Here is a 17,606-nt window from a genome sequence, read left to right as displayed (position 1 = left end):
TCACTTCTTGACGGCAGCGGTTATCGGCAGGTGCTTGACGCCCGACACGAAGTTGGAGCTGAGCCGCTCGGTGGCACCGGCGCGGGCGAATCCGGTGAATGAGCCGAACAGTTCGGCGAACAGCAGCCGCAGGGTCACCCGCGCCACGCTGTGGCCGACGCAGTGGTGGGGACCGGCGCCGAAGGCGATGTGCCGGTTGGGACGCCGCCGGATGTCGAAGAGGAACGGGTCCGCGAACACCCGCTCGTCGTGGTTCGCCGAGGCGATCCAGACCACGACAGCGTCCCCCGCCGTGATGCGCGTGCCGCTCAACTCCACGTCCCGGGTGGCATATCGCATGAAATAGGTGATCGGTGACGCCCAGCGGAGGGCTTCCTCGACGCCGCTACGGATCAGTTCGGGGTGGGCCACCCAGTCGTCGAGTCCCGGGGTGCCGAGCAGGTGGTCCAGAGCGAAGCCCGGCGCGTGCGGCGTCGTCACGTTGGCGCCCAGCAGCATGCTGTAGCAGTTGGAGACGATCTCGCCGACCGACATCCGCCGGCCGTCGAACTCGGTCCGCAGCAGGACGCTGATCAGATCGTCGCCGAGATTCTGCTGCCGGGACCTGACGATGTCCTGGAAGTACGCGAACAGCTCTCGGTGGGCCAGCTGGAGGGTGTGCTTGCGGCCTTTCGGATGCCGGTACTCGGGGTCGTCCGGCGCGATGCACACGGTGGTGAGGCGGGTGAGCCGGTCCCAGTCCTGCTCCGGCAGGCCCATCAGGACCCCGGTGACGGCCATCGGCATGGCCAGCATCGCGTCCGCGAAGTCGAAGGGGCCTCCGTCGGCGAGCGGCCGCAGCAGCCGGACGATCTGCTGCCGGATCACGTCCTGGCTGCGCTCCACTGCCTTGAGGGTCAGCGCGCGCTGGAGCGGCTGGCGCATGACGGTGTGCATGGGCGGGTCGGTGACGGCGAGTTGGCTCCCGCCGGCCGGGTCGTCGGTGCCGAGCAGATCGATCATCGTGCCGCGTTCCGAGGTGAAGCGCACATGGTCGCGCAGCACGGTGTCGGCGTCCGCATAGCGGGTCACGGACCAGAAGCCGAGGCCGTCGCCGAGCTCGTGCCTGCTGACCGGATCGTGGCGGCGCAACTCACGCCATACCGCGTGCGGATCGCCGTGGCTGTGCACCATCGGGTCCACGAGGTCGGGCGCCGCGTCATCGGACGCCGAGTGGTGGACCGGACAGCCCCTGGGCTCGGACGTGAGGACGTCGGTCATGACTGCAGCACCTCCGGCGTGGCGAGCGACGGGGACAGGGTGATGAGGTTCTCCGCCAGCTCCGCGACGGTCGGCTGGAGGTAGAGCGTCCGGGCCTCGAGGTTCACGCTGAGCCGCCTGCGCAGGGTGTCGATCAGGTTGACTGCCAGCAGCGAGTGCCCGCCCAGGTCGAAGAAGTCGTCCTCGACTCCGATGGGTTCGATGCCCAGCAGCCCTCCCCAGACATCGGCGATCGCGGACTCCAGCGGGGTCCTGGGCGGCACGAAGTCGTTCCAGGCGTTGCGGGGGACCCGCTGCGCGGTCGGCAGCGCACCTCGGTCCACCTTGCCGTTGCGATTGAGCGGCAGGTCCGCGCGGACCAGAACTGCCCAGGGCACCAGATAGTCCGGCAGCGTGCCGGCGAGCGACTCGCGCAGGCGCACGCTGATGTCCCCGGCGTGCTCGGTTCGCTCCGCAAGGGTCACGTAGGCGAGCAGCCGCTTGCCGCCCGCGCCGTCGGACTGGGGCAGGACGGCAGCCTGGCGGACCCGGGGGTCCCGCAGCAGTTCGGCCTCGACGGCCCCCGGCTCGACCCGGAAACCCCGGATCTTGACCTGCTGGTCGGCCCTGCCGAGGAACTCCAGGTCACCGCTGGGCAGCTCGCGCACCAGGTCGCCGGTGCGGTACATGCGTCCGGAGCGGCCCTCGTACGGGCTGGGCACGAAACGCTCCGCCGTCGCACCGGCCCGGTTGAGGTAGCCGTGCGCCAGGCCGGCGCCCATGGCGTACAGCTCGCCGCGCACGCCCACCGGTACGGGGCGCAGCGCGGCGTCGAGGACGGCCACGCGGGTGCCGCCGACCGGGCGGCCGATCGGGACCGATGCGCCGGGGGCGGGCGGTACGGTGCTGGTCCAGCAGGTCGTGAAGGTGGTGTTCTCGGACGGGCCGTACCCGTTGGTGAAGACCAGTTCCGGAGCGGCCGCCATCAGCGTGCGCACATGCTCGGGGGCCAGCACATCGCCTCCGGCGACGAGATGCCGTACGCCGGAGAAGGTGTCGAGGTGCCCGGTGACCATCTGGTGGAACAGGCCCGCCGTCAGCCACAGCACACTGACCCGCTGGTCCCTGATGGTTCGCGCGAGTTCGTCGGTGTCGACCGGCCCGGGCCGGAAGAGTACGAGCTCGGCGCCGTGTGCCAGCGCCGCCCAGATTTCCCATGTCGACGCGTCGAACGAGACCGGGGCCAGTTGCAGGAAGACGTCGTCGGCCCGGACGGTGATCCAGTCCGGCGCCGCGACCAGCCGGACCACGGCGCGGTGCGGCACGGCGACCCCCTTGGGCTCGCCGGTGGAACCCGAGGTGTAGCAGACGTAGGCCAACTGGTCTGCACCGACAGCGGGTTCGGCCGCTGCCTCGGTGGCGAGTCCGGTCGTGGGCACGCCCCTGTGGATGTCGGGTCCGGCGGCCCCCGGTACGTGCGCGCGGACCTCGCCGGGAACCCGCTCGTACAGCGACGGCTCGGTGACCACCAACGTCGCACCGGCGTCGGCCAGCAGGACGGACAGCCGCGCGGGGTGGTCGTCCGGGTCGAGGGCGAGATAGGCGGCGCCGGCCCGCAGCACCGCGAGAAGTGTGACGATGAGCTGGGGCGAGCGGTGCGCCAGCACGCCTACGACGGCGCCCGGCCCACCCGGCAGTGCCCGCAACTCGGCGGCGAGGGTGCGGGATCGCTGCTCCAGCTCCCGGTAGGTCAGCCGCTCCGTTCCGCGCAGCGCGAAGGCGTCCGGTGTGCGGAGGGCCTGCTCGACGACGAGGTCATGGACGGTGCCGGCAGCGGTCTGCGTGCGGCCGTCGCCGTCGGTGTCGCACCAGCGGGCAAAGGCCGCCGCCTCCTCCTCCGTCATCAGGGGCAGGCAGGACACCGGGGTGTCGGGCGCCCGCTCGGCAGCGGCCATCGCGGCAACCGTCGCCGCCATGACCGTCGGTTCGTCGTCCGCCGCGGCGGGCTCGGCCGGGAGGCGTACCGCGATCGGGGAGACGTCCGCCGCCAACTCCAGCACTGCGTCAGGGAAATCCCCCGGCTGCCCGTCGCCGGCCGCAGGCGCCCCTACCGCCTCGCCCACGCGCGCGGTGAGTGCCGCGAACGTCGGATCGCCGTCGAGGCGGACGGTGATCCGGCCGGTGATCGATCCGGTAGCGTGAACGTCGATTCTGACCTGGTCCTGCCCGGTCCGCCGGTGGATGACAGCTGCGACGGCTGCGACGGCTGCCAGAGTCCGGTCGGTGGATATGTGTGTGTCCTGCAGGGTCGTCATGCCTGTCCTTGCGGTAGCGAAGCGTCGGGATATCGATGGCCGGGATCATGCGGCGGTTCGAGGGCTCTTCGGCGATCACTCAGGGGGAGAGAGGAGATCTCGTGAACGGGACTGCCGGGAATCTGGTCATGGAACGGCGGTTCAACGGTCCGCCGGAGAGCGCCCACGGCGGACTTGCCTGCGGCCGATTCGCCGGCCGCGCGCAGGAGCTGCTGGGCGGTACCGCGCCGGGCGTGGTGACGCTGCACGCCCCGCCACCACTGGATGTGCAGCTGCGCATCGAGCGCGCCGGCAACCGGGTCCACATCTGGCACGAGGAGACCCTGGTGGCGTCGGTGTCGCGGGCCGAAGCCCGTCTCGGGACCGTCCCGTTCGTGCCACCGGACCTGATCGCCGACGCCGAGCGCGGCTACCCGTCCGCCGCGGAGCACCCGTTCCCGACCTGCTTCGTGTGCGGGCCGCTGCGCTCCGGCACGGACGGTCTCGGCCTGGCCCCCGGGCAGTTGCCGGGCCGGCCCGGGATCACCGGCTGCCGGTGGACGCCGGACGCTTCCCTCGGCGCCGGTCACGGGCAGCCGGTGCCGCCGGAGTTCGCGTGGGCGGCACTGGACTGCCCAGGTGGCTGGACCGCGGACCTCGTGCAGGCGCCCATGGTCCTGAAGCGATTCACCGTGCTGCTGACCGAGCCGCCGATCGTCGGTACGCCCCACGTCGTGGTCGGCGAGCGGGACGCGGACGACGGACACGCGTTGACCACCAGAACGGCGCTCTACCTCGACGACGGCACCCTGGTCGGGCGAGCCCTGGCGCAATGGGTCCGACTCGCTCCCAGAACCGCCAGTGGGTAGCCCGCGACCGTCGGCCGGTGGTCCGCATCGGCATTCACCCGCTCCTGCGACCATCACGCCCTCCCCCTCTGCCGCCCGCACACCTGTGCTTCCTGACAAGGTGATGGTCGGGCAGTCACCACCGACCGCCCAGTCAGGGATATCCCCGACCCGTGGGCGCAACGGTGTCGGGGACCGTCCCCCCGCTGTCCCGCCCCGCTACCCCGCTGCGGAGGACACGGCCTCCCGGACCAGGACCGGCGCACCACCGGAGACCGTGCGGCCCACCAGGTTGGCGACCTCGGCCCGGCAGGCCACCTTGAGCTTCGCGAAGATGCGGCTCAGGTGGGTTTCCACCGTCTTGTGGCTCACCCCGAGTTGCCGCCCGATCTGCTGGTTGGTACGCCCTTGGCTGACCAGCACGGCGATCTCGTGCTCCCGGGTACTGAGCGCCTTCAGCAGCTCCGAGCCCGCGGAGTACGGCATCGCACGCAGTGCGTGCTTCCGCGGTACGGGAGCGCCGTCGGCCCCGTCGCGCCGTCCAGCGCCGCCGCCCCGATCCGCTGCGAGCCGCGCCCGCTCGGCGACGAGCCGGTCCCGCAACATGGCGTGTACGGCCCCCGACGGCAGCAGGCGCAGGGCGGCCTCGTACCAGTACGAGGCCGCCTCAGGGTCCAGCCGCGATGCCAGCCCGGCCGCCTCCGCCAGCATGCGTACGCTGTCCAGGTCGCCGACCCCGCTGGTGCGCTCGACATGGGCGGCGTACCGGTCGGCCGGCTCGCCGCGACTCCGCAGCAGACGCAGGACGCGCAGGTGGGCGCCGAACCGCCAGCCGCCGGGCGCGGTCGCGTACAGCACCCAGCGGACCATCCGGTCGCGAAATCGCAGCTCCCCGACCGACCCCGCCAGGCGAACGAGATCGGCGCCGAGCAGTTCGTCGATGCCGTCGAGCACCTCGTCCTGGGACAGCCGGGCGACGTCGGCCAGCAGGACCGGTTCGAATGCTCCACCGATGACCGAGGCGGCGTAGCCGACGAGTTTCGCGGAGGCTCCCAGGCCGGCGAAGTCCGCCAGGATGCCGGCCGCGGCGGCGGGCAGCGCAAGGTCCTGGTCGGGCAGCGGCCCTCCGGCGCACTCGCCGGGTCCGCCGCACAGCGCGACGAGGATCTTCACGTACTCGGGATTGCCGCCGGACTCGCGGAGTTCCCGTCCGCGGTGCGGCCCGCAGATCCGGTCCGCCCCGAGCGGGTCGAGTGCGTCCGCGCCAAGACCTTCCAGGGGAAGCCGGGCCGCCCCCGACATCTCCAGCTCCCGCATCAGCCGCGGTTCGGTCTGCCGAGGCCGTCGGGCGACCACGACGATCGCCCCCTCGGGGGGTCCGGCCGCGAGCATCCGTATGGCGTCCCGGACCGACGTGCCGCCGGTCCGCCCGACGTCGTCGAGCAGCACGACCCGCGGCCGCTGTTCGGCCCCGTTCTGTGGCTGTCCCTCGGAGCAGTCGGTCTCCACCGGGAAGCCGCGCCGCCGCGCTCGGTGTGCGAACTCCGCCAGCATCCGGGACTTTCCGGTCCCCGGCTCTCCGGCGAGGTCCACGACGGCGCCGCGTGCGCCGGCCGGCCGGGTGAGCAGCCCGTCCCAGAACACGAGCGCGGAATGACGTCCGATCAGGTCGTCAGATTTCTGAAGTCCTACCAATACGCCCATTTCCCCTGCCCTCGACATTTCGTCTCGTCAACTTGCGCTAACCGAACAGGCCCGTGCCGGAATCAGTGTTGGAAGGTGAGGGAGTAGCCGTGGACGACGGCGGCGGTGGACGCGAAGACGTCCGAGAGCAGTCGCCTGGCCTGATCCTGTGCCGCGTCCGGGGTGCGGGCGCGTACGTAGAGGACGAGGCCGATCCCATCGGGAACCGCGCGAGCCCGGGCGTGTTCGAGCTGGATCTCGGGTACGGCGTGTGCCCAGACGGCGTCCTGGACGGCACGGGCTTCGTCCTCGGTCGAGGCCCGGCCGTCTGCGCGCAGGAGTGTCAGGTGGACGGGGAGCACGGCCGGTCAGTCCCAGCCGATGCCGTCGCCGGGGACGTCCGGGGTCTGCCCGCCGGCGAGGACCAGGGCATGCGAGGCGGTCGGGGAGGTGGTGGACGAGTCCCAGCCGATGCCGTCATCACCGGCCGGCGCGGTACCGGCCAGTGGGGCGGCGGACAGTGCCGCGGCTGACAGGACGGCGGCGACGGCGGCGCCGGTGAGCACGCGGACGAATGCGGGCATGGCTGTTCTGGACATGGTGGCCCCCATGGGTGGTGGATGGGTGTCAGCGGTGCCGTGACGGCGGCCGCACCGGAGGGTGGTCGGGGCGTGGTGCCCACTGCCTTTCCGGTGATCACCATCCTGCGTTCGGCTCCGACGGCCGGGAAGGTCTGTGGCCTGGCAGCAACCGGCCTGGCAGCAACCGGTCCGGCGGCTTCGGATCCGGAGGCAACAGATCCGGTGCTGTGCCGGGTACAGCGGTGCACTGCTGCTTGCGATCCCCAGGTGGCGCTGCGAATATCACGTCTGTTGCGATGTCGCTCTGCTGTGTCCAGTAGGGCCGGGGGGAGTCGGACAGATGTTGGATGTGCTGGGTTTGGATCCGGTCGCGGAGTCCGTGTACGCGGCGATGCTCTCGGATCCCGTAGTCGGCGTCGCGGAGCTACGCAGCCGGCTGAGGCTGACGGAGACGGCCGTACGCGAGGCCCTGGACCGGCTCGCGGACCTGGAACTGCTGCGGCCTTCGCGCGAGCTGCCCGGGGGGTTGCGGCCGGTCAGTCCCGAGCTGGGGCTGGAGCTGATACTGCGCCGCCAGGAGGAGGATCTCCTGCGCCGGCAGCAGGAACTCGCCCTGAGCAAAGCCGCGGCGGCCCGGGCCATCGCCGAGTACACCGATCTCCGGCCGGGCACGGTCGCCGACACCACCGAGCGGCTGGTCGGACTGGACGCCATCCAGGCGAAGCTGGAGATCCTCGCCCATGAGGTCTCCCAGGAGTGCCTGTCGGTCATGCCCGGCGGGGCCCAGTCCCAGGCCAGCCTCGATGCCTCCCGCCCGCTGGACCGGGACGCCATGGACCGCGGAATCGCCCTCCTGACCCTCTACCAGGACAGCGCCAGGAACAATTCGGCCACGCTCGCCTACGCCCGCTGGATGACCGAGGAAGGCGGCATGGTCCGGACGTGCCCCACCCTTCCCCCTCGCATGCTGGTCTTCGACCGCCAGGTCGCCGTCGTGCCCATCGACCCGTCCGACACCCGCCGCGGCGCTCTGTGCACCCGGGAAGTGGGAATCGTCGCCTCCATGGTCGCCCTGTTCGAACAGACTTGGCAGGCTGCCGTGCCGCTGGGCGCCGACCTTCCCCACGCGACGGACACCGGCCTCAGCTCCGGCGAACGCGAACTCCTCAGACTCCTGGCCTCTGGAATGACCGACGAAGGCGCCTGCAAGCGCCTCGGCGTATCGGTACGCAGCGTCCGCCGCCAGATGGCCGCCCTCATGGAACGTCTCGGTGCCTCCAGCCGCTTCGAAGCCGGGCTCCGCGCCGCCCAACGCGGCTGGCTCTGACATCCCGAGCCGGCCTGCGGGAAAACCCGTCAAGCTTCACGGCCTCGACGGGCAACAGCATCTCCGGGGAGGGCGGCTACGGCGTCGCAAGCCCCGGGGCTCGGTTCCGGAAGTGGGGTTCCCGATTCCTGCTCGCATGCGTGTTGCGCCTCACCACCGCTGACGCGGGTGCCCGCGTTCACCCGCGTCGACGCCTTCCTGCGCATATGCCTCGCAAGCGAACCAGGCTCCTGGCAGACGGACACCTCCACGGACCGATCCCTATGGACCGATCCCTACGGACCGCCGTCAGCGCCGGCGGACCTTCAGCGCGTTGTCGGTACGGATGGTGGGATTTCCCTCCGGGTCGTTCTGCACGCGCTCGTGCTCCGCGCTGACCAGCACGTCCCACTGTCCGTCGGGGAGTTCGAGGGAGGCGAGCACCTCGTCCGTGGTGGGGAGCTCCACGTCCGCGTGGTCGTGCTCCCAGGACGGGAAGCCGGCATGGCCGACGATCAGAAGCACGCCGCCGGGGGCGACCGCCGCTGCGGCCCGGCGCAGGATCTGCTCGCGCGGCAGGTTGCCCATGGAGTGCAGGAACTGCGCGGAGACCAGGTCGAACTCCCCCTCGGGGAAGGAGACCCCGAGGTCGTGGAACTGCCAGTCGATACGGTCGGCGACCCCCGCCTCGGCCGCATGCTCGGCGGCCCGGTCCAGGGCGACGCGCGAGATGTCGGTGGCGGTGACCTGCCAGCCCCAGCGGGCGAGCCACACCGCGTCGGCCCCCTCGCCGCACCCGAGGTCCAGGGCGCGCCCGGGCGTCAGGCCCTCCACCTCACGGACGAGCGCGGTGTTGGGGTTCCCGCTCCAGATCCGGTGGCTCTCGCGGTAGCGCTCGTCCCAGAGTTCGGCGTCTGAGGCGGTGCTGTCGGTCGTCATCGTGTCTCCTGCAGTCCGTGCCGGCGGTTTCCGAGGGTCTTCTCGCAGACCTGGCGCTCGGCCTCCGCCGAGAAGGGTGCGCGGCGGGCCTCGACCGCGCGGCGGGTGTCCTCGGCGACGAGGTCGGCGTTGATGGCGGAGCCCGCCTTCAGCCCCGCCGCGGCGGAGCCGATGACCTGCTCCATCAGGCTGGCGACGTTACCGGCCACCCACACCCCGGGCACCTCCGTCGCCCCGGCCGGGTCGGCCGCGATGTGCGTACCGAGGGTGTGGCCGCCCGTCTCCAGCGGCGTGGCGTGCAGACCGAGGCCGTCGAGCACCCCGGAGCGTGCCGTGAACCGCGGCTGGACCACGACGGCCTCGCGCGGAACGACCCGGCCGCCGGCCAGCCGCACCCCGGTCAGGCGGTCGTCGCTCACCTCAAGACCGGCCACCTCCCCGTCCACCACGGCGATGCCGCGTGCCGCCAGCTGCTCGTACTCCTCGTCGCTCGGCTCGGGCCCGTCGTGGAGGAAGAGGGTGACGTCGGCGCTCCACTGCCGCCAGAGCAGCGCCTGGTGAACGGCCATCGGCGTCAGCGCCACGATGCCGATCGCCGCGTCCCGGACCTCCCAGCCGTGGCAGTACGGGCAGTGCAGCACGTCCTGCCCCCAGCGCTCGGCCAGGCCGGGGATGGACGGCAGCTCGTCGACGAGCCCGGTGGTGACGAGGAGGCGACGCGCTGTGACAGCGATCCCGTCCCCCCGCACGACGCGGAACCCGGCCCCGCCCGGCAGCTTCTCCGCCGCCGTGACCTCGCCCTCGACGAACTCGGCCCCGTACTGGGCCGCCTCCTTGCGGCCGATGGCCGTCAGCTCCGAGGGCGGGGTGCCCTCCCGGCCCAGGTAGTTGTGCACGTGGGCCGCGGGTGCGTTGCGCGGGCTGCCCGCGTCGATCACCAGCACGGAACGCCGGGCCCGCCCCAGGGCCAGCGCCCCACTCAGGCCGGCGGCCCCGCCGCCGATCACCACCACGTCGTACATCTGCGTCATGTCGCTCATGCGAAACACCTCCATCTACGGAAGATGGTGCGCACCGGGCCCTGATTCGGCAAAGTTCCTTGCCGAAGCGGCAAACTCGCACCAGACGACCTTGCCGGGGCTCCGCTCCCCCACCCCCCACGCGTCGGCGAGCACCGAGACCAGCAGCAGCCCGCGCCCGCCTTCGGCGTCGGGGCAGGGCTCGGAGTGATGGGCGGTCGGGACCAGGCCGTCACCGCTGTCGTGCAGCTCGACCCGGAGCCTGCCGCCTCCACCCCGCTCCCAGTAGAGGTGGATACGGAACCCGCGCCCCGGCGGCACCCCATGCACGAGCGCGTTGGTGGCGAGCTCGCTCACGCAGAGCAGTACGTCGTCGACATCCACCCCGCACGCCCAGTCGACCAGCGCCTCGCGCACGAACCTCCGTACGAGCGGGACCGACCTGCGTTCGCGCCGGTAGAACGCTTCACGGAAGCAAGGCAGTTGAGTTGTCTCGTTCATGAGACGAAGGTCACACACCGTCACTACGGTTGATCAGTGCGTCAGGTCGTACATCGTGGCTGTACGGCCCCTGACGGGTCATCCGGTGGCCGTTACGGGGAGAGGCACTCCATGCAGTCGGCAAAGAGGAACAAGCGCGTCACGTCGTGGCACGTGATCGGCGCCCAGCTCGCCACCTTCCGCAAGGCGGCCGGGATGACGCAGGCGGAGCTCGCGGAGCGGTGCTGCGTGGGCGAGGACACGATCGCGTCGATCGAGCAGGGGCGGCGACCCCTGCAGGCGGACTTCGCACGCCAGCTGGATGAACTGCTGCACACGAAGGGGGTGTTGGAGGTCGCGGTGGCGAAGGTGCCGCAGAAGGAGCGGTTCCCGGCGTTCGTACAGGACTTCGTGGAGTACGAGCAGGAGGCGGTGACGCTGCTCTCGTACCAGAATCAGGTGGTGCCGGGGCTGCTTCAGACCGAGGGCTACGCGCGAGCAGTGTTCAGCTCGCTCTACCCACCCCTCGAACCGGAGGAGGTAGACGAGCGGGTCGCTACCCGTCTGGACCGGCGAAACCTCCTGGAACGCAAGCCGAGGCCGATGATGAACTTCCTGCTTGAGGAGGTCATCCTGCGGCGGCCACTCGGCGGACCCCAGGTGTTACGCGAGCAGATCCGACACCTGTTGCTGTGCGCCGAGCTCCCCTTTCTCGGCCTCCAGATCATGGAGACAGGGCGCGAGAACCACGCTGCGCTGGATGGTCCGATGGTGCTGCTGGAGACACCCCATCACGATCAACTGGCCTACATCGAGGGCCAGCGCGTGAGCTTCCTTGTAGACGACCTCGACGAGGTCAGCGTCCTTCAGCAGAAATATGGGATGCTCCGATCGCAGGCGCTCTCGCCCGAGGAGAGCGTGCGCCTACTGACCGAGCTGCTTGGAGAGACATGACCCGCGCAGGACACGGCACAGGGCTCAGCTGGTTCAAGTCCAGCTACAGCGGCAGCGAGGGCGGCGACTGCCTCGAAGTCGCCTACGACTGGCGCAAGTCCAGCCACAGCAGCGACCAGGGCGGCGACTGCGTAGAGGTTTCCGCCCACCCCGCCGCCGTGCACATCCGGGACTCCAAGGTCACCGACGGTCCCGTCCTCACCGTCCCCCCGCACGTGTGGTCCGCGTTCCTCGACGCGACGGTCTAGCAGCGCGGCGGGAACCGGACGACCAAGGGAACCGTCAGGGGCGCGAGGTGGCGCCAATCGGACGGACGTCACCGCACATCCAACCGCCGCCACCACCAACCCGGCGAACCTTCCCGGTCAGAGCACTAGAGGCGGCGTGCCGCAACCACTGCTGAACTGGCGGGCGTTGTGTGTACTTCAGTGGCGTCCAGGGCCGGATGAGTGAGGTAGAACAGGCGGAGCTCATCCACTTCGCCGCCGAAACGAGGCGGCCAATGGGGCGATGGAGTGAAGTCGTCCAGGATGAGAAGGCCACCGGGAGCCAGCAGCTCGAGGACCTGCTCGGGGTCGTCACGCTTGCCTCCGCCGTCGCAGAAGAAGACATCGAAGGGGGCGTGCTGCTCAAGCAGCCGCCAGTCCCCAGTGAGGACGCTGACGCGGTCGTCGTCCGCGAAGACACCAGCCGCTCGACGCGCGAGCTCCTCGTCCCGTTCCACGGTGACCAGGCGGGCACCGGCGCCAAGCCCGCTGTGCAGCCAGGCGGTACCCACCCCCGAGCCGGTGCCGCTCTCCGCGATGACTCCGTGGGGTTTCGCAGCAGCGGCCAGCCTGAGCAACCTGCCCACTTCAGGGATGCAGCTCTTCTTGAAACCCGCCTCGGAGGCGACACGCTCCGCGGCCACCACGCGAGACGGAACCGCACGCTCTGCCATGATCACGAATCCCCCTTCATCCTGGACATGACGCTATCCGCCAGCAGAAGCGTCCGTACGGAGTTCCGCCTGCCTAGACCCGGCGAACCTTCCCGGTCAGAGCACTAGTCTCCGCGAAAACCCCTGATCACAGCCACTCGTTGATGGCCGCGATCAGCACCGTGGCCTCGTAGCGGACGGAGAGCTTGTCGTATCTCGTGGCCACCGCGCGATGGCGCTTGAGGCGATTGATCCCGCACTCCACCACGTGGCGCGCGCGGTAGTCGTCCTTGTCGAACGTCGGTGGCCGGCCTCCGTGGGAGCCGCGCTTCTTGCGGTTGGCGATCTGGTCCTTCTTCTCCGGAATGGTGCAGCGGATACCGCGTCTGCGTGGGTAGGCGCGGTTCGCACGGGAGCCATACGCCTTGTCCGCGCGCACCTTGCCGGGTCGACTGCGCGGCCGTCCCGGGCCGGGCCGAGGCACGCGGATGCGGCCCAGGACGACCTGGAACTGCGGCGAGTCCCCGCGCTGCCCAGCCGTGACCACGATCGACATGGGCTTCTGCCCTTGCTCGACGGCCAGGTGCACCTTGGTGGTGAACCCACCGCGCGAACGTCCCAGCCCGTGATCACCGGGCTCGGCGAAGAGGCCACCTGGTGGTTCCTTCTGCAGGTCCCCCTGCTTGCGAGCCCCGGCCGCATGCTGATGAGCGCGGCACACTGTGGAGTCGACGCTCAGATCCCACACAATCGCGCCCCTCGCGTCGGCCAGGGACTGGAGCCGGGTGAGAACCCGGTGCCAGGTGCCGTTCCGCTGCCACCGTCGGAACAAGTCGTAGACCCGGCCCCACGGCCCGTACTCGACGGGCACGTCCCGCCACGGAACACCGGTCCGGACCCGGAACCGTATGCCGTCGATCAGCCGCCGCCGAGGCCAGACGAGCGGCCGCCCCCCGCCCTCGCACCCTTCGGCAGTACCAGCTCAAGCGCCGCCCACTGCTCATCCGTGAGATCTCCCCGCCCCATGAACCGAGATCATCCATCGTTCAAGATCTACTTTCGATACACGGCCTAGCGAGCTCGTGCCCGGTCGGCGGCGGGATGCAGATGGGCACAGGGGCCCGCCTATCCACAACGGGGAGCGCCCGCTCGTCACAGCCCGGCGCGAAGAGCGGCGACGCGCGCGGCGGCGGCGTCGAAGGCCTGACCGTCGAGCCCGCCGGACGCCAGTGCGTCGCTCAGGGCGGTCACCGCCTCGTCCCCCTGGGAGACGCTGCGCGACGAGCAGAGCAACAGGTCCATGCCCGCGGAGGCGGCCGTGACGGCGCGCTGCGACGTACTGCCGAAGGACTGGAGAGCACCGGCCTCCAGGGCGTCGGTGATCGTGACGCCGGTGTAGCCGAGCCGGTCGCGCAGTTCACCGACGACGGTCGGGGACAGACCGGCTGGGCGTGTGGAGTCCAGGGCGGTGTAGATGGCCCAGGACAGCATGACGAGCTTGGTACCGGCGGCGATCGCGTCCCGGTACGGCACCTCGTCCACGCTGCGAAGGGTGGCCGCGGACGTGGTGATGGTGACGGGGCGGATGTCGGTGTTCTGGCTCGCGGTCGCGGGGCCGAGGCCGGGGAAGTGCTTGGCGGTGGCGGCGACGCCGACGTCCTGCTGGGCGGTGATGAAGGTCGAACCGCAACTGGCCACGGCGGCCGCGGACTTGCTGTACGAGCGCTCGTACTGGTCGGTGAAGTCGCCGTTCTGGCGGTAGACGTCGAGGACCGGCGCGAGGTTGACGTTCATGCCGATGCCGGCAAGGTTCATCCCCGCGCCGCTGCCGGTGAAGTCGGCCCACTGGTGCGGGTCGGTGGAGGCGCCGACGTCCTTGGCGGACATGACGGGCTCACCGGGCAGACGGCGGATCATGCCGCCTTCCTGGTCGGTCATCAGGAGCAGCGGGGCTTTCACGGGGGCCGAGGCGTGCGCCGCGTTCATCGACTGGATGACGCTCTCGATCTGGCTCAGGTTCTCGATGTTCTCCCCGAAGAAGATCACACCGGCCGTGCGGCCTTCCTTGATGGCGTTCATCAGGGAGGCGGGGGGCGTGAGGCCGGGGTAGGAGTGGATGACGCACTGCCCGGCGCGCTGCTGGGGGGACAGCGCGGCGACCTGGGTACGTGAGCTCTCGGGCATCCGTACGGCCGCTTCCGAGCCGGCCGTCAGCCCCAGCCCGCCGGCCAGGGCCGCAGTTCCGGCGATCAGGGCGCCGCGCCGGCTGAGGGGTGGTGTCGAGCGCATGACTTGCTCCTTCGCGAACTGTCGTGGAACCGGGCAGCCCCTCGGGAGGGAATGCAGGGGCCGGAGCGACCGGGTACGGCCGCTCCGGCCCCCGTACCCCTCACGCAGAGGCCACGCCCGGGACGGGACAACGTGTTCCGGCGTCGGCCGTCACGGGGTGTTGTTGGCCAGAGCCAGCAGGCGGGAGCGGTCACCGCTGAAGCGGTCGCGGTCGACGTTGCCGGAGACACCGCTCACCGAGCCGGTGGAGCTGTACTGCCAGACCGTGTAGTACGGGAAGCCCGCCGGGATACTGGGGGTGCCGGTGGTCCAGTTCGCGACCCACAGCGGGCTGAGGGCGGACATGCCGCTCCAGCCGCCGGTGCAGGTGTTCCACCAGCTCGGGCTGGTGTAGATCACGACGTCACGGCCCGTGCGGGCCTTGTACGTGTTGTAGAAGTCGAGGACCCACTGCCGCATGCCGGCCTGGGAATATCCGTAGCAGGTGCCCTCGATGTCCAGCACGCCGGGGAGCGTGAGGTTGTCGCGGGACCATGCGCCGCCGTTGCTCGCGAAGAAGTCCGCCTGGGCCGCGCCACCGGAGACGTCGGGCCGCGCGTAGTGGTACGCGCCCCGGATCACGCCCGCGTTGTAGGCGTTCAGGTAGTTGGCACTGAACGTCGGGTCCTTGTACGACAGGCCCTCGGTCGCCTTCATCCAGGCGAACTCGATGCCCGCGCCGCGGACCGAGCTCCAGTTGATGCCCCCCTGCCAGCTGGAGACGTCGATGCCCTCGGGGTTCGCCTTGAGGTTGGCGTCCGCCCGGGCGCCGAGGTGCAGTTGACTGGTGTCCGGCTTGAAGTCCCTGCTGTCCTGGACGTAGCCGACGCCCATGTACCCCTGACCGTAGGGCACCGGGTTCTCCGGCACGGGCGCCGCCGACGCGGCGCCGGACATCAGGCTCAGCAGCAGCGCGGCGCTCGTGCCGACGACACCGGCCACGGTGATTCTCTTCTTGGTGGACCTGAGGGAAGCAATTCGGGGGAACATGGCGGCCTCCTGCTGTGGGGGGATGTGATTCCACGACGGTCTACGCGCGTCTAGTTGTCGGGAACACGTCATAGTGAGCCACAGGAGCGCCCGCGGGGTAAATAGTTTTCGCCTCTCGTTAGTGGTCTAGACCTACCCTCGCCCTGGTGAGCTGTACAAACGACCGGCACTGAAAGAAGTTGTCCGGCCTGCCGGGCATCCCCGTGCACGCGGCTGCGACGCCGGGCACCCGCACAGGGCTGCACCCCCGCGCATCACACGGGAGAGGAGTCGCCCCTGCCGGCCGCGGTGGCGCTTCGGACGCAGTCGCGGAGCAGAGCGCGTCGCCGGTCATGGACGTCATCGGGCTCTTGGCTGCTGGCCGCATATACGTTGCTGACCGGAGACCAGGCCATGGACATGGCGATGACCATGGCCATGATGTCGAACGGGTCACCTGAGCGAACCCGCCCTGCGGCCTGAGCCTCGGCAATGGCCGCAAGTTTGCGGTCGTCGTAGTGCTGGTGCGTCTCGACGAGATGCCCCACAGGGCGGCGTTCCAGCCGTGTCCAGGTCGCCAGCCGGATGAGGTCGGGGCGGCGCAGGTATTCGTCGTAGAGACGAACAGCCCACTCCGCGAGATCGTCGGCGTCGATGGGCACGACGTTGGTGATGCGCTCCAGCGAGCTGAGGAAGATCGCGTCGAAGAGCCGCTCCTTGTCGCCGAAATAGGCGTAGAGCTGCGCCTTGTTGGTGCGCGCTGCCGTCACGACACGTTCGATGCGCGCCCCGGCGACGCCGTGCTGGGCGAACTCTTCGGTGGCGGCGTCCAGGATGCGCTGGTAGGTCGCGGCGCCTCGCGAGGTCTGGGGCTGTTCCGGCATGCCCACATCCTAGCAAACAGAACAGTTTGTTTACTTTGAGGTCCGGTCACCCTTAAGCTCGGACAGACCGAACAGTCTGTCTAAAGGAGCCACTCATGCGAACGACCACCGGATGGCAGGCGACCGGCCCGACAGGTCTGCGGCGCACGTCGCTGGAGCGCCGCGACCTGCGCCCGGATGACATCGCGGTGCGGGTCGACTACTGCGGCGTGTGCCACACCGACCTGCACGCCCTGCGCGCCTACGACGAGCAGGCGAAAGCACCCCTGGTGCCCGGTCACGAATTCACCGGCGTGGTGACCGGGACCGGACGGGAGGTGACCACTTTCTCGGTCGGCGACCGCGTCGCGGTGGGCAACATCGTCGACTCCTGCGGCGTGTGTGCCATGTGCGAAGCCGGACAGGAGAATTTCTGCCACTCCTTCCCGACTCTGACCTACGGCGGCACCGACCGGCAGGACGGGTCGGCCACCCTGGGCGGCTACTCCCGCGAGTACGTCGTGCGCGACGCCTTCGCCTACCCGCTCCCCTCCGGCCTCGACCCGGCCGCGGCCGCCCCGCTGATGTGCGCCGGCGTCACCGTCTGGGAACCCCTGCGCTCCCTCGGCGTCGGCCCCGGCAGTCGCGTCGCCGTGGCCGGCCTCGGCGGCCTGGGCCATCTCGCGGTCAAGATGGCCGTGGCACTCGGCGCCACCACGACCGTCATCAGCCGCACCCAGGACAAGCGCGACGACGCACGCAAGCTCGGCGCTCACGACCTCATCGCCTCCACCGACACCCAGCAGATGGCCACGGCACGCGACACCTTCGACGTCGTCATCGACACCGTCTCCGCCCCTCACGAACTCGCCCCGTATCTGAAGCTGGTGGCGATGGACGGCACCCTCAGCCTCCTCGGGTACCTGGGACCCGTCACCGTCGAGGCCATGGACCTGCTCGTCGGCCGAAAGAAGCTCAGCTCCGCGGGCAGCGGAGGACGCCCGGCGACAGCCGAGATGCTTCGGTTCTGCGCCGACCACGGCATCGCCGCCGACATCGAAGTACTCCCGTCGTCACAGGTGGACACGGCACTCGACCGCCTCCGGCGAAACGACGTCCGCTACCGCTTCGTGCTCGACATGTCCGATCTGGACTGAAGAGACGGGGCTGCCGGACATGTTCGC

Annotated in this window: 18 protein-coding genes; 5 read left to right on the top strand and 13 right to left on the bottom strand. The window is 70.3% G+C overall.

All coding sequences use genetic code 11. The annotated features are described in order from the left end of the window. Together SH922_RS28880 and SH922_RS28875 are read right to left on the bottom strand one after the other, a co-directional pair. Positions 1 to 1,260: a cytochrome P450 gene (locus SH922_RS28880; protein ID WP_393060964.1), complete on the bottom strand. Its 1,260-nt coding sequence runs from the start codon at positions 1,258 to 1,260 to the stop codon at positions 1 to 3. Then, on the bottom strand, positions 1,257 to 3,554 hold the full coding sequence (locus SH922_RS28875; protein WP_393060962.1) for an amino acid adenylation domain-containing protein: 2,298 nt from the start codon (positions 3,552 to 3,554) through the stop codon (positions 1,257 to 1,259). The genes SH922_RS28880 and SH922_RS28875 overlap by 4 nt, the downstream gene beginning before the upstream one ends. 101 nt (positions 3,555 to 3,655) lie before the next feature. On the opposite strand from SH922_RS28875, the gene SH922_RS28870 reads away from it, so the two are divergent. After that, positions 3,656 to 4,402 (top strand): hypothetical protein, encoded by a 747-nt coding sequence (locus SH922_RS28870; RefSeq protein WP_393060960.1) that lies wholly within the window; start codon positions 3,656 to 3,658, stop codon positions 4,400 to 4,402. A 198-nt stretch (positions 4,403 to 4,600) separates the two neighbouring features. Here the strand turns inward: SH922_RS28870 and SH922_RS28865 are convergent, their stop codons facing one another. The 3 genes from SH922_RS28865 to SH922_RS28855 form a co-directional block, all read right to left on the bottom strand. Further along, positions 4,601 to 6,085, bottom strand: coding sequence for a LuxR C-terminal-related transcriptional regulator (locus tag SH922_RS28865; protein WP_393060958.1), 1,485 nt, complete (start codon positions 6,083 to 6,085; stop codon positions 4,601 to 4,603). 62 nt (positions 6,086 to 6,147) lie between these two features. Further along, the gene (locus SH922_RS28860) at positions 6,148 to 6,426 is read right to left on the bottom strand and encodes a hypothetical protein (protein ID WP_393060956.1); all 279 of its coding nucleotides are present in this window, start codon (positions 6,424 to 6,426) and stop codon (positions 6,148 to 6,150) included. A 6-nt stretch (positions 6,427 to 6,432) separates the two neighbouring features. Next, positions 6,433 to 6,663, bottom strand: coding sequence for a hypothetical protein (locus tag SH922_RS28855; RefSeq protein ID WP_393060954.1), 231 nt, complete (start codon positions 6,661 to 6,663; stop codon positions 6,433 to 6,435). 322 nt (positions 6,664 to 6,985) lie between these two features. On the opposite strand from SH922_RS28855, the gene SH922_RS28850 reads away from it, so the two are divergent. After that, positions 6,986 to 7,972, top strand: coding sequence for a LuxR C-terminal-related transcriptional regulator (locus SH922_RS28850; protein WP_393060952.1), 987 nt, complete (start codon positions 6,986 to 6,988; stop codon positions 7,970 to 7,972). Positions 7,973 to 8,260: 288 nt separating this feature from the next. On the opposite strand, the gene SH922_RS28845 is transcribed toward SH922_RS28850, so the two are convergent. Genes SH922_RS28845 through SH922_RS28835 form a run of 3 tightly spaced genes read right to left on the bottom strand, consistent with a single transcriptional unit; the run spans position 8,261 to position 10,410 of the window. Next, positions 8,261 to 8,890 carry an SAM-dependent methyltransferase gene (locus tag SH922_RS28845; protein ID WP_393060950.1) on the bottom strand — a complete coding sequence of 210 codons (630 nt, stop codon included), beginning with the start codon at positions 8,888 to 8,890 and terminating at the stop codon, positions 8,261 to 8,263. Beyond that, positions 8,887 to 9,930 carry an NAD(P)/FAD-dependent oxidoreductase gene (locus SH922_RS28840; protein ID WP_393060948.1) on the bottom strand — a complete coding sequence of 348 codons (1,044 nt, stop codon included), beginning with the start codon at positions 9,928 to 9,930 and terminating at the stop codon, positions 8,887 to 8,889. The genes SH922_RS28845 and SH922_RS28840 overlap by 4 nt, the downstream gene beginning before the upstream one ends. 15 nt (positions 9,931 to 9,945) lie before the next feature. Beyond that, positions 9,946 to 10,410 carry an ATP-binding protein gene (locus SH922_RS28835; RefSeq protein ID WP_393060946.1) on the bottom strand — a complete coding sequence of 155 codons (465 nt, stop codon included), beginning with the start codon at positions 10,408 to 10,410 and terminating at the stop codon, positions 9,946 to 9,948. A gap of 111 nt (positions 10,411 to 10,521) precedes the next feature. Between SH922_RS28835 and SH922_RS28830 the strand changes: the two genes are divergently transcribed. After that, positions 10,522 to 11,343, top strand: a complete 822-nt coding sequence (locus SH922_RS28830) for a Scr1 family TA system antitoxin-like transcriptional regulator (protein WP_393060944.1) — start codon at positions 10,522 to 10,524, stop codon at positions 11,341 to 11,343. Next, on the top strand, positions 11,340 to 11,591 hold the full coding sequence (locus SH922_RS28825) for a DUF397 domain-containing protein (RefSeq protein WP_393060942.1): 252 nt from the start codon (positions 11,340 to 11,342) through the stop codon (positions 11,589 to 11,591). Before SH922_RS28830 ends, SH922_RS28825 begins: the two co-directional genes overlap by 4 nt. A 125-nt stretch (positions 11,592 to 11,716) precedes the next feature. Here the strand turns inward: SH922_RS28825 and SH922_RS28820 are convergent, their stop codons facing one another. The 5 genes from SH922_RS28820 to SH922_RS28800 all read right to left on the bottom strand — a co-directional run bounded on the left by SH922_RS28820 (position 11,717) and on the right by SH922_RS28800 (position 16,443). Then, positions 11,717 to 12,289 carry an O-methyltransferase gene (locus SH922_RS28820; RefSeq protein ID WP_393060940.1) on the bottom strand — a complete coding sequence of 191 codons (573 nt, stop codon included), beginning with the start codon at positions 12,287 to 12,289 and terminating at the stop codon, positions 11,717 to 11,719. Positions 12,290 to 12,410: 121 nt separating this feature from the next. Beyond that, positions 12,411 to 13,288, bottom strand: a protein-coding gene (locus SH922_RS28815) for an IS5 family transposase (protein ID WP_393060938.1) whose coding sequence is annotated in 2 segments (ribosomal slippage) — positions 12,411 to 13,229 and positions 13,232 to 13,288 — 876 coding nt in all. Because the reading frame shifts where the segments join, the coding sequence is not laid out codon by codon here. 126 nt (positions 13,289 to 13,414) lie between these two features. Then, positions 13,415 to 14,551 carry a glycoside hydrolase family 3 N-terminal domain-containing protein gene (locus SH922_RS28810; protein ID WP_393060936.1) on the bottom strand — a complete coding sequence of 379 codons (1,137 nt, stop codon included), beginning with the start codon at positions 14,549 to 14,551 and terminating at the stop codon, positions 13,415 to 13,417. A 150-nt stretch (positions 14,552 to 14,701) separates the two neighbouring features. Continuing rightward, entirely contained in the window at positions 14,702 to 15,580 is an 879-nt protein-coding gene (locus SH922_RS28805) for a GH25 family lysozyme (protein WP_393060934.1), read from the bottom strand. A gap of 254 nt (positions 15,581 to 15,834) precedes the next feature. After that, positions 15,835 to 16,443 (bottom strand): TetR family transcriptional regulator, encoded by a 609-nt coding sequence (locus SH922_RS28800; RefSeq protein WP_393060932.1) that lies wholly within the window; start codon positions 16,441 to 16,443, stop codon positions 15,835 to 15,837. A gap of 95 nt (positions 16,444 to 16,538) precedes the next feature. On the opposite strand from SH922_RS28800, the gene SH922_RS28795 reads away from it, so the two are divergent. Next, complete coding sequence (locus SH922_RS28795; protein WP_393060930.1) at positions 16,539 to 17,579, top strand: NAD(P)-dependent alcohol dehydrogenase; 1,041 nt, start codon at positions 16,539 to 16,541, stop codon at positions 17,577 to 17,579. Positions 17,580 to 17,606: the final 27 nt, after the last annotated feature.

It is taken from the genome of Streptomyces sp. LN549 (assembly GCF_043203805.1).
Lineage (GTDB): Bacteria > Actinomycetota > Actinomycetes > Streptomycetales > Streptomycetaceae > Streptomyces.
The sequence above is the reverse complement of the archived record's forward strand: the minus strand, read 5'-3'. Positions and strand labels throughout refer to the sequence as shown.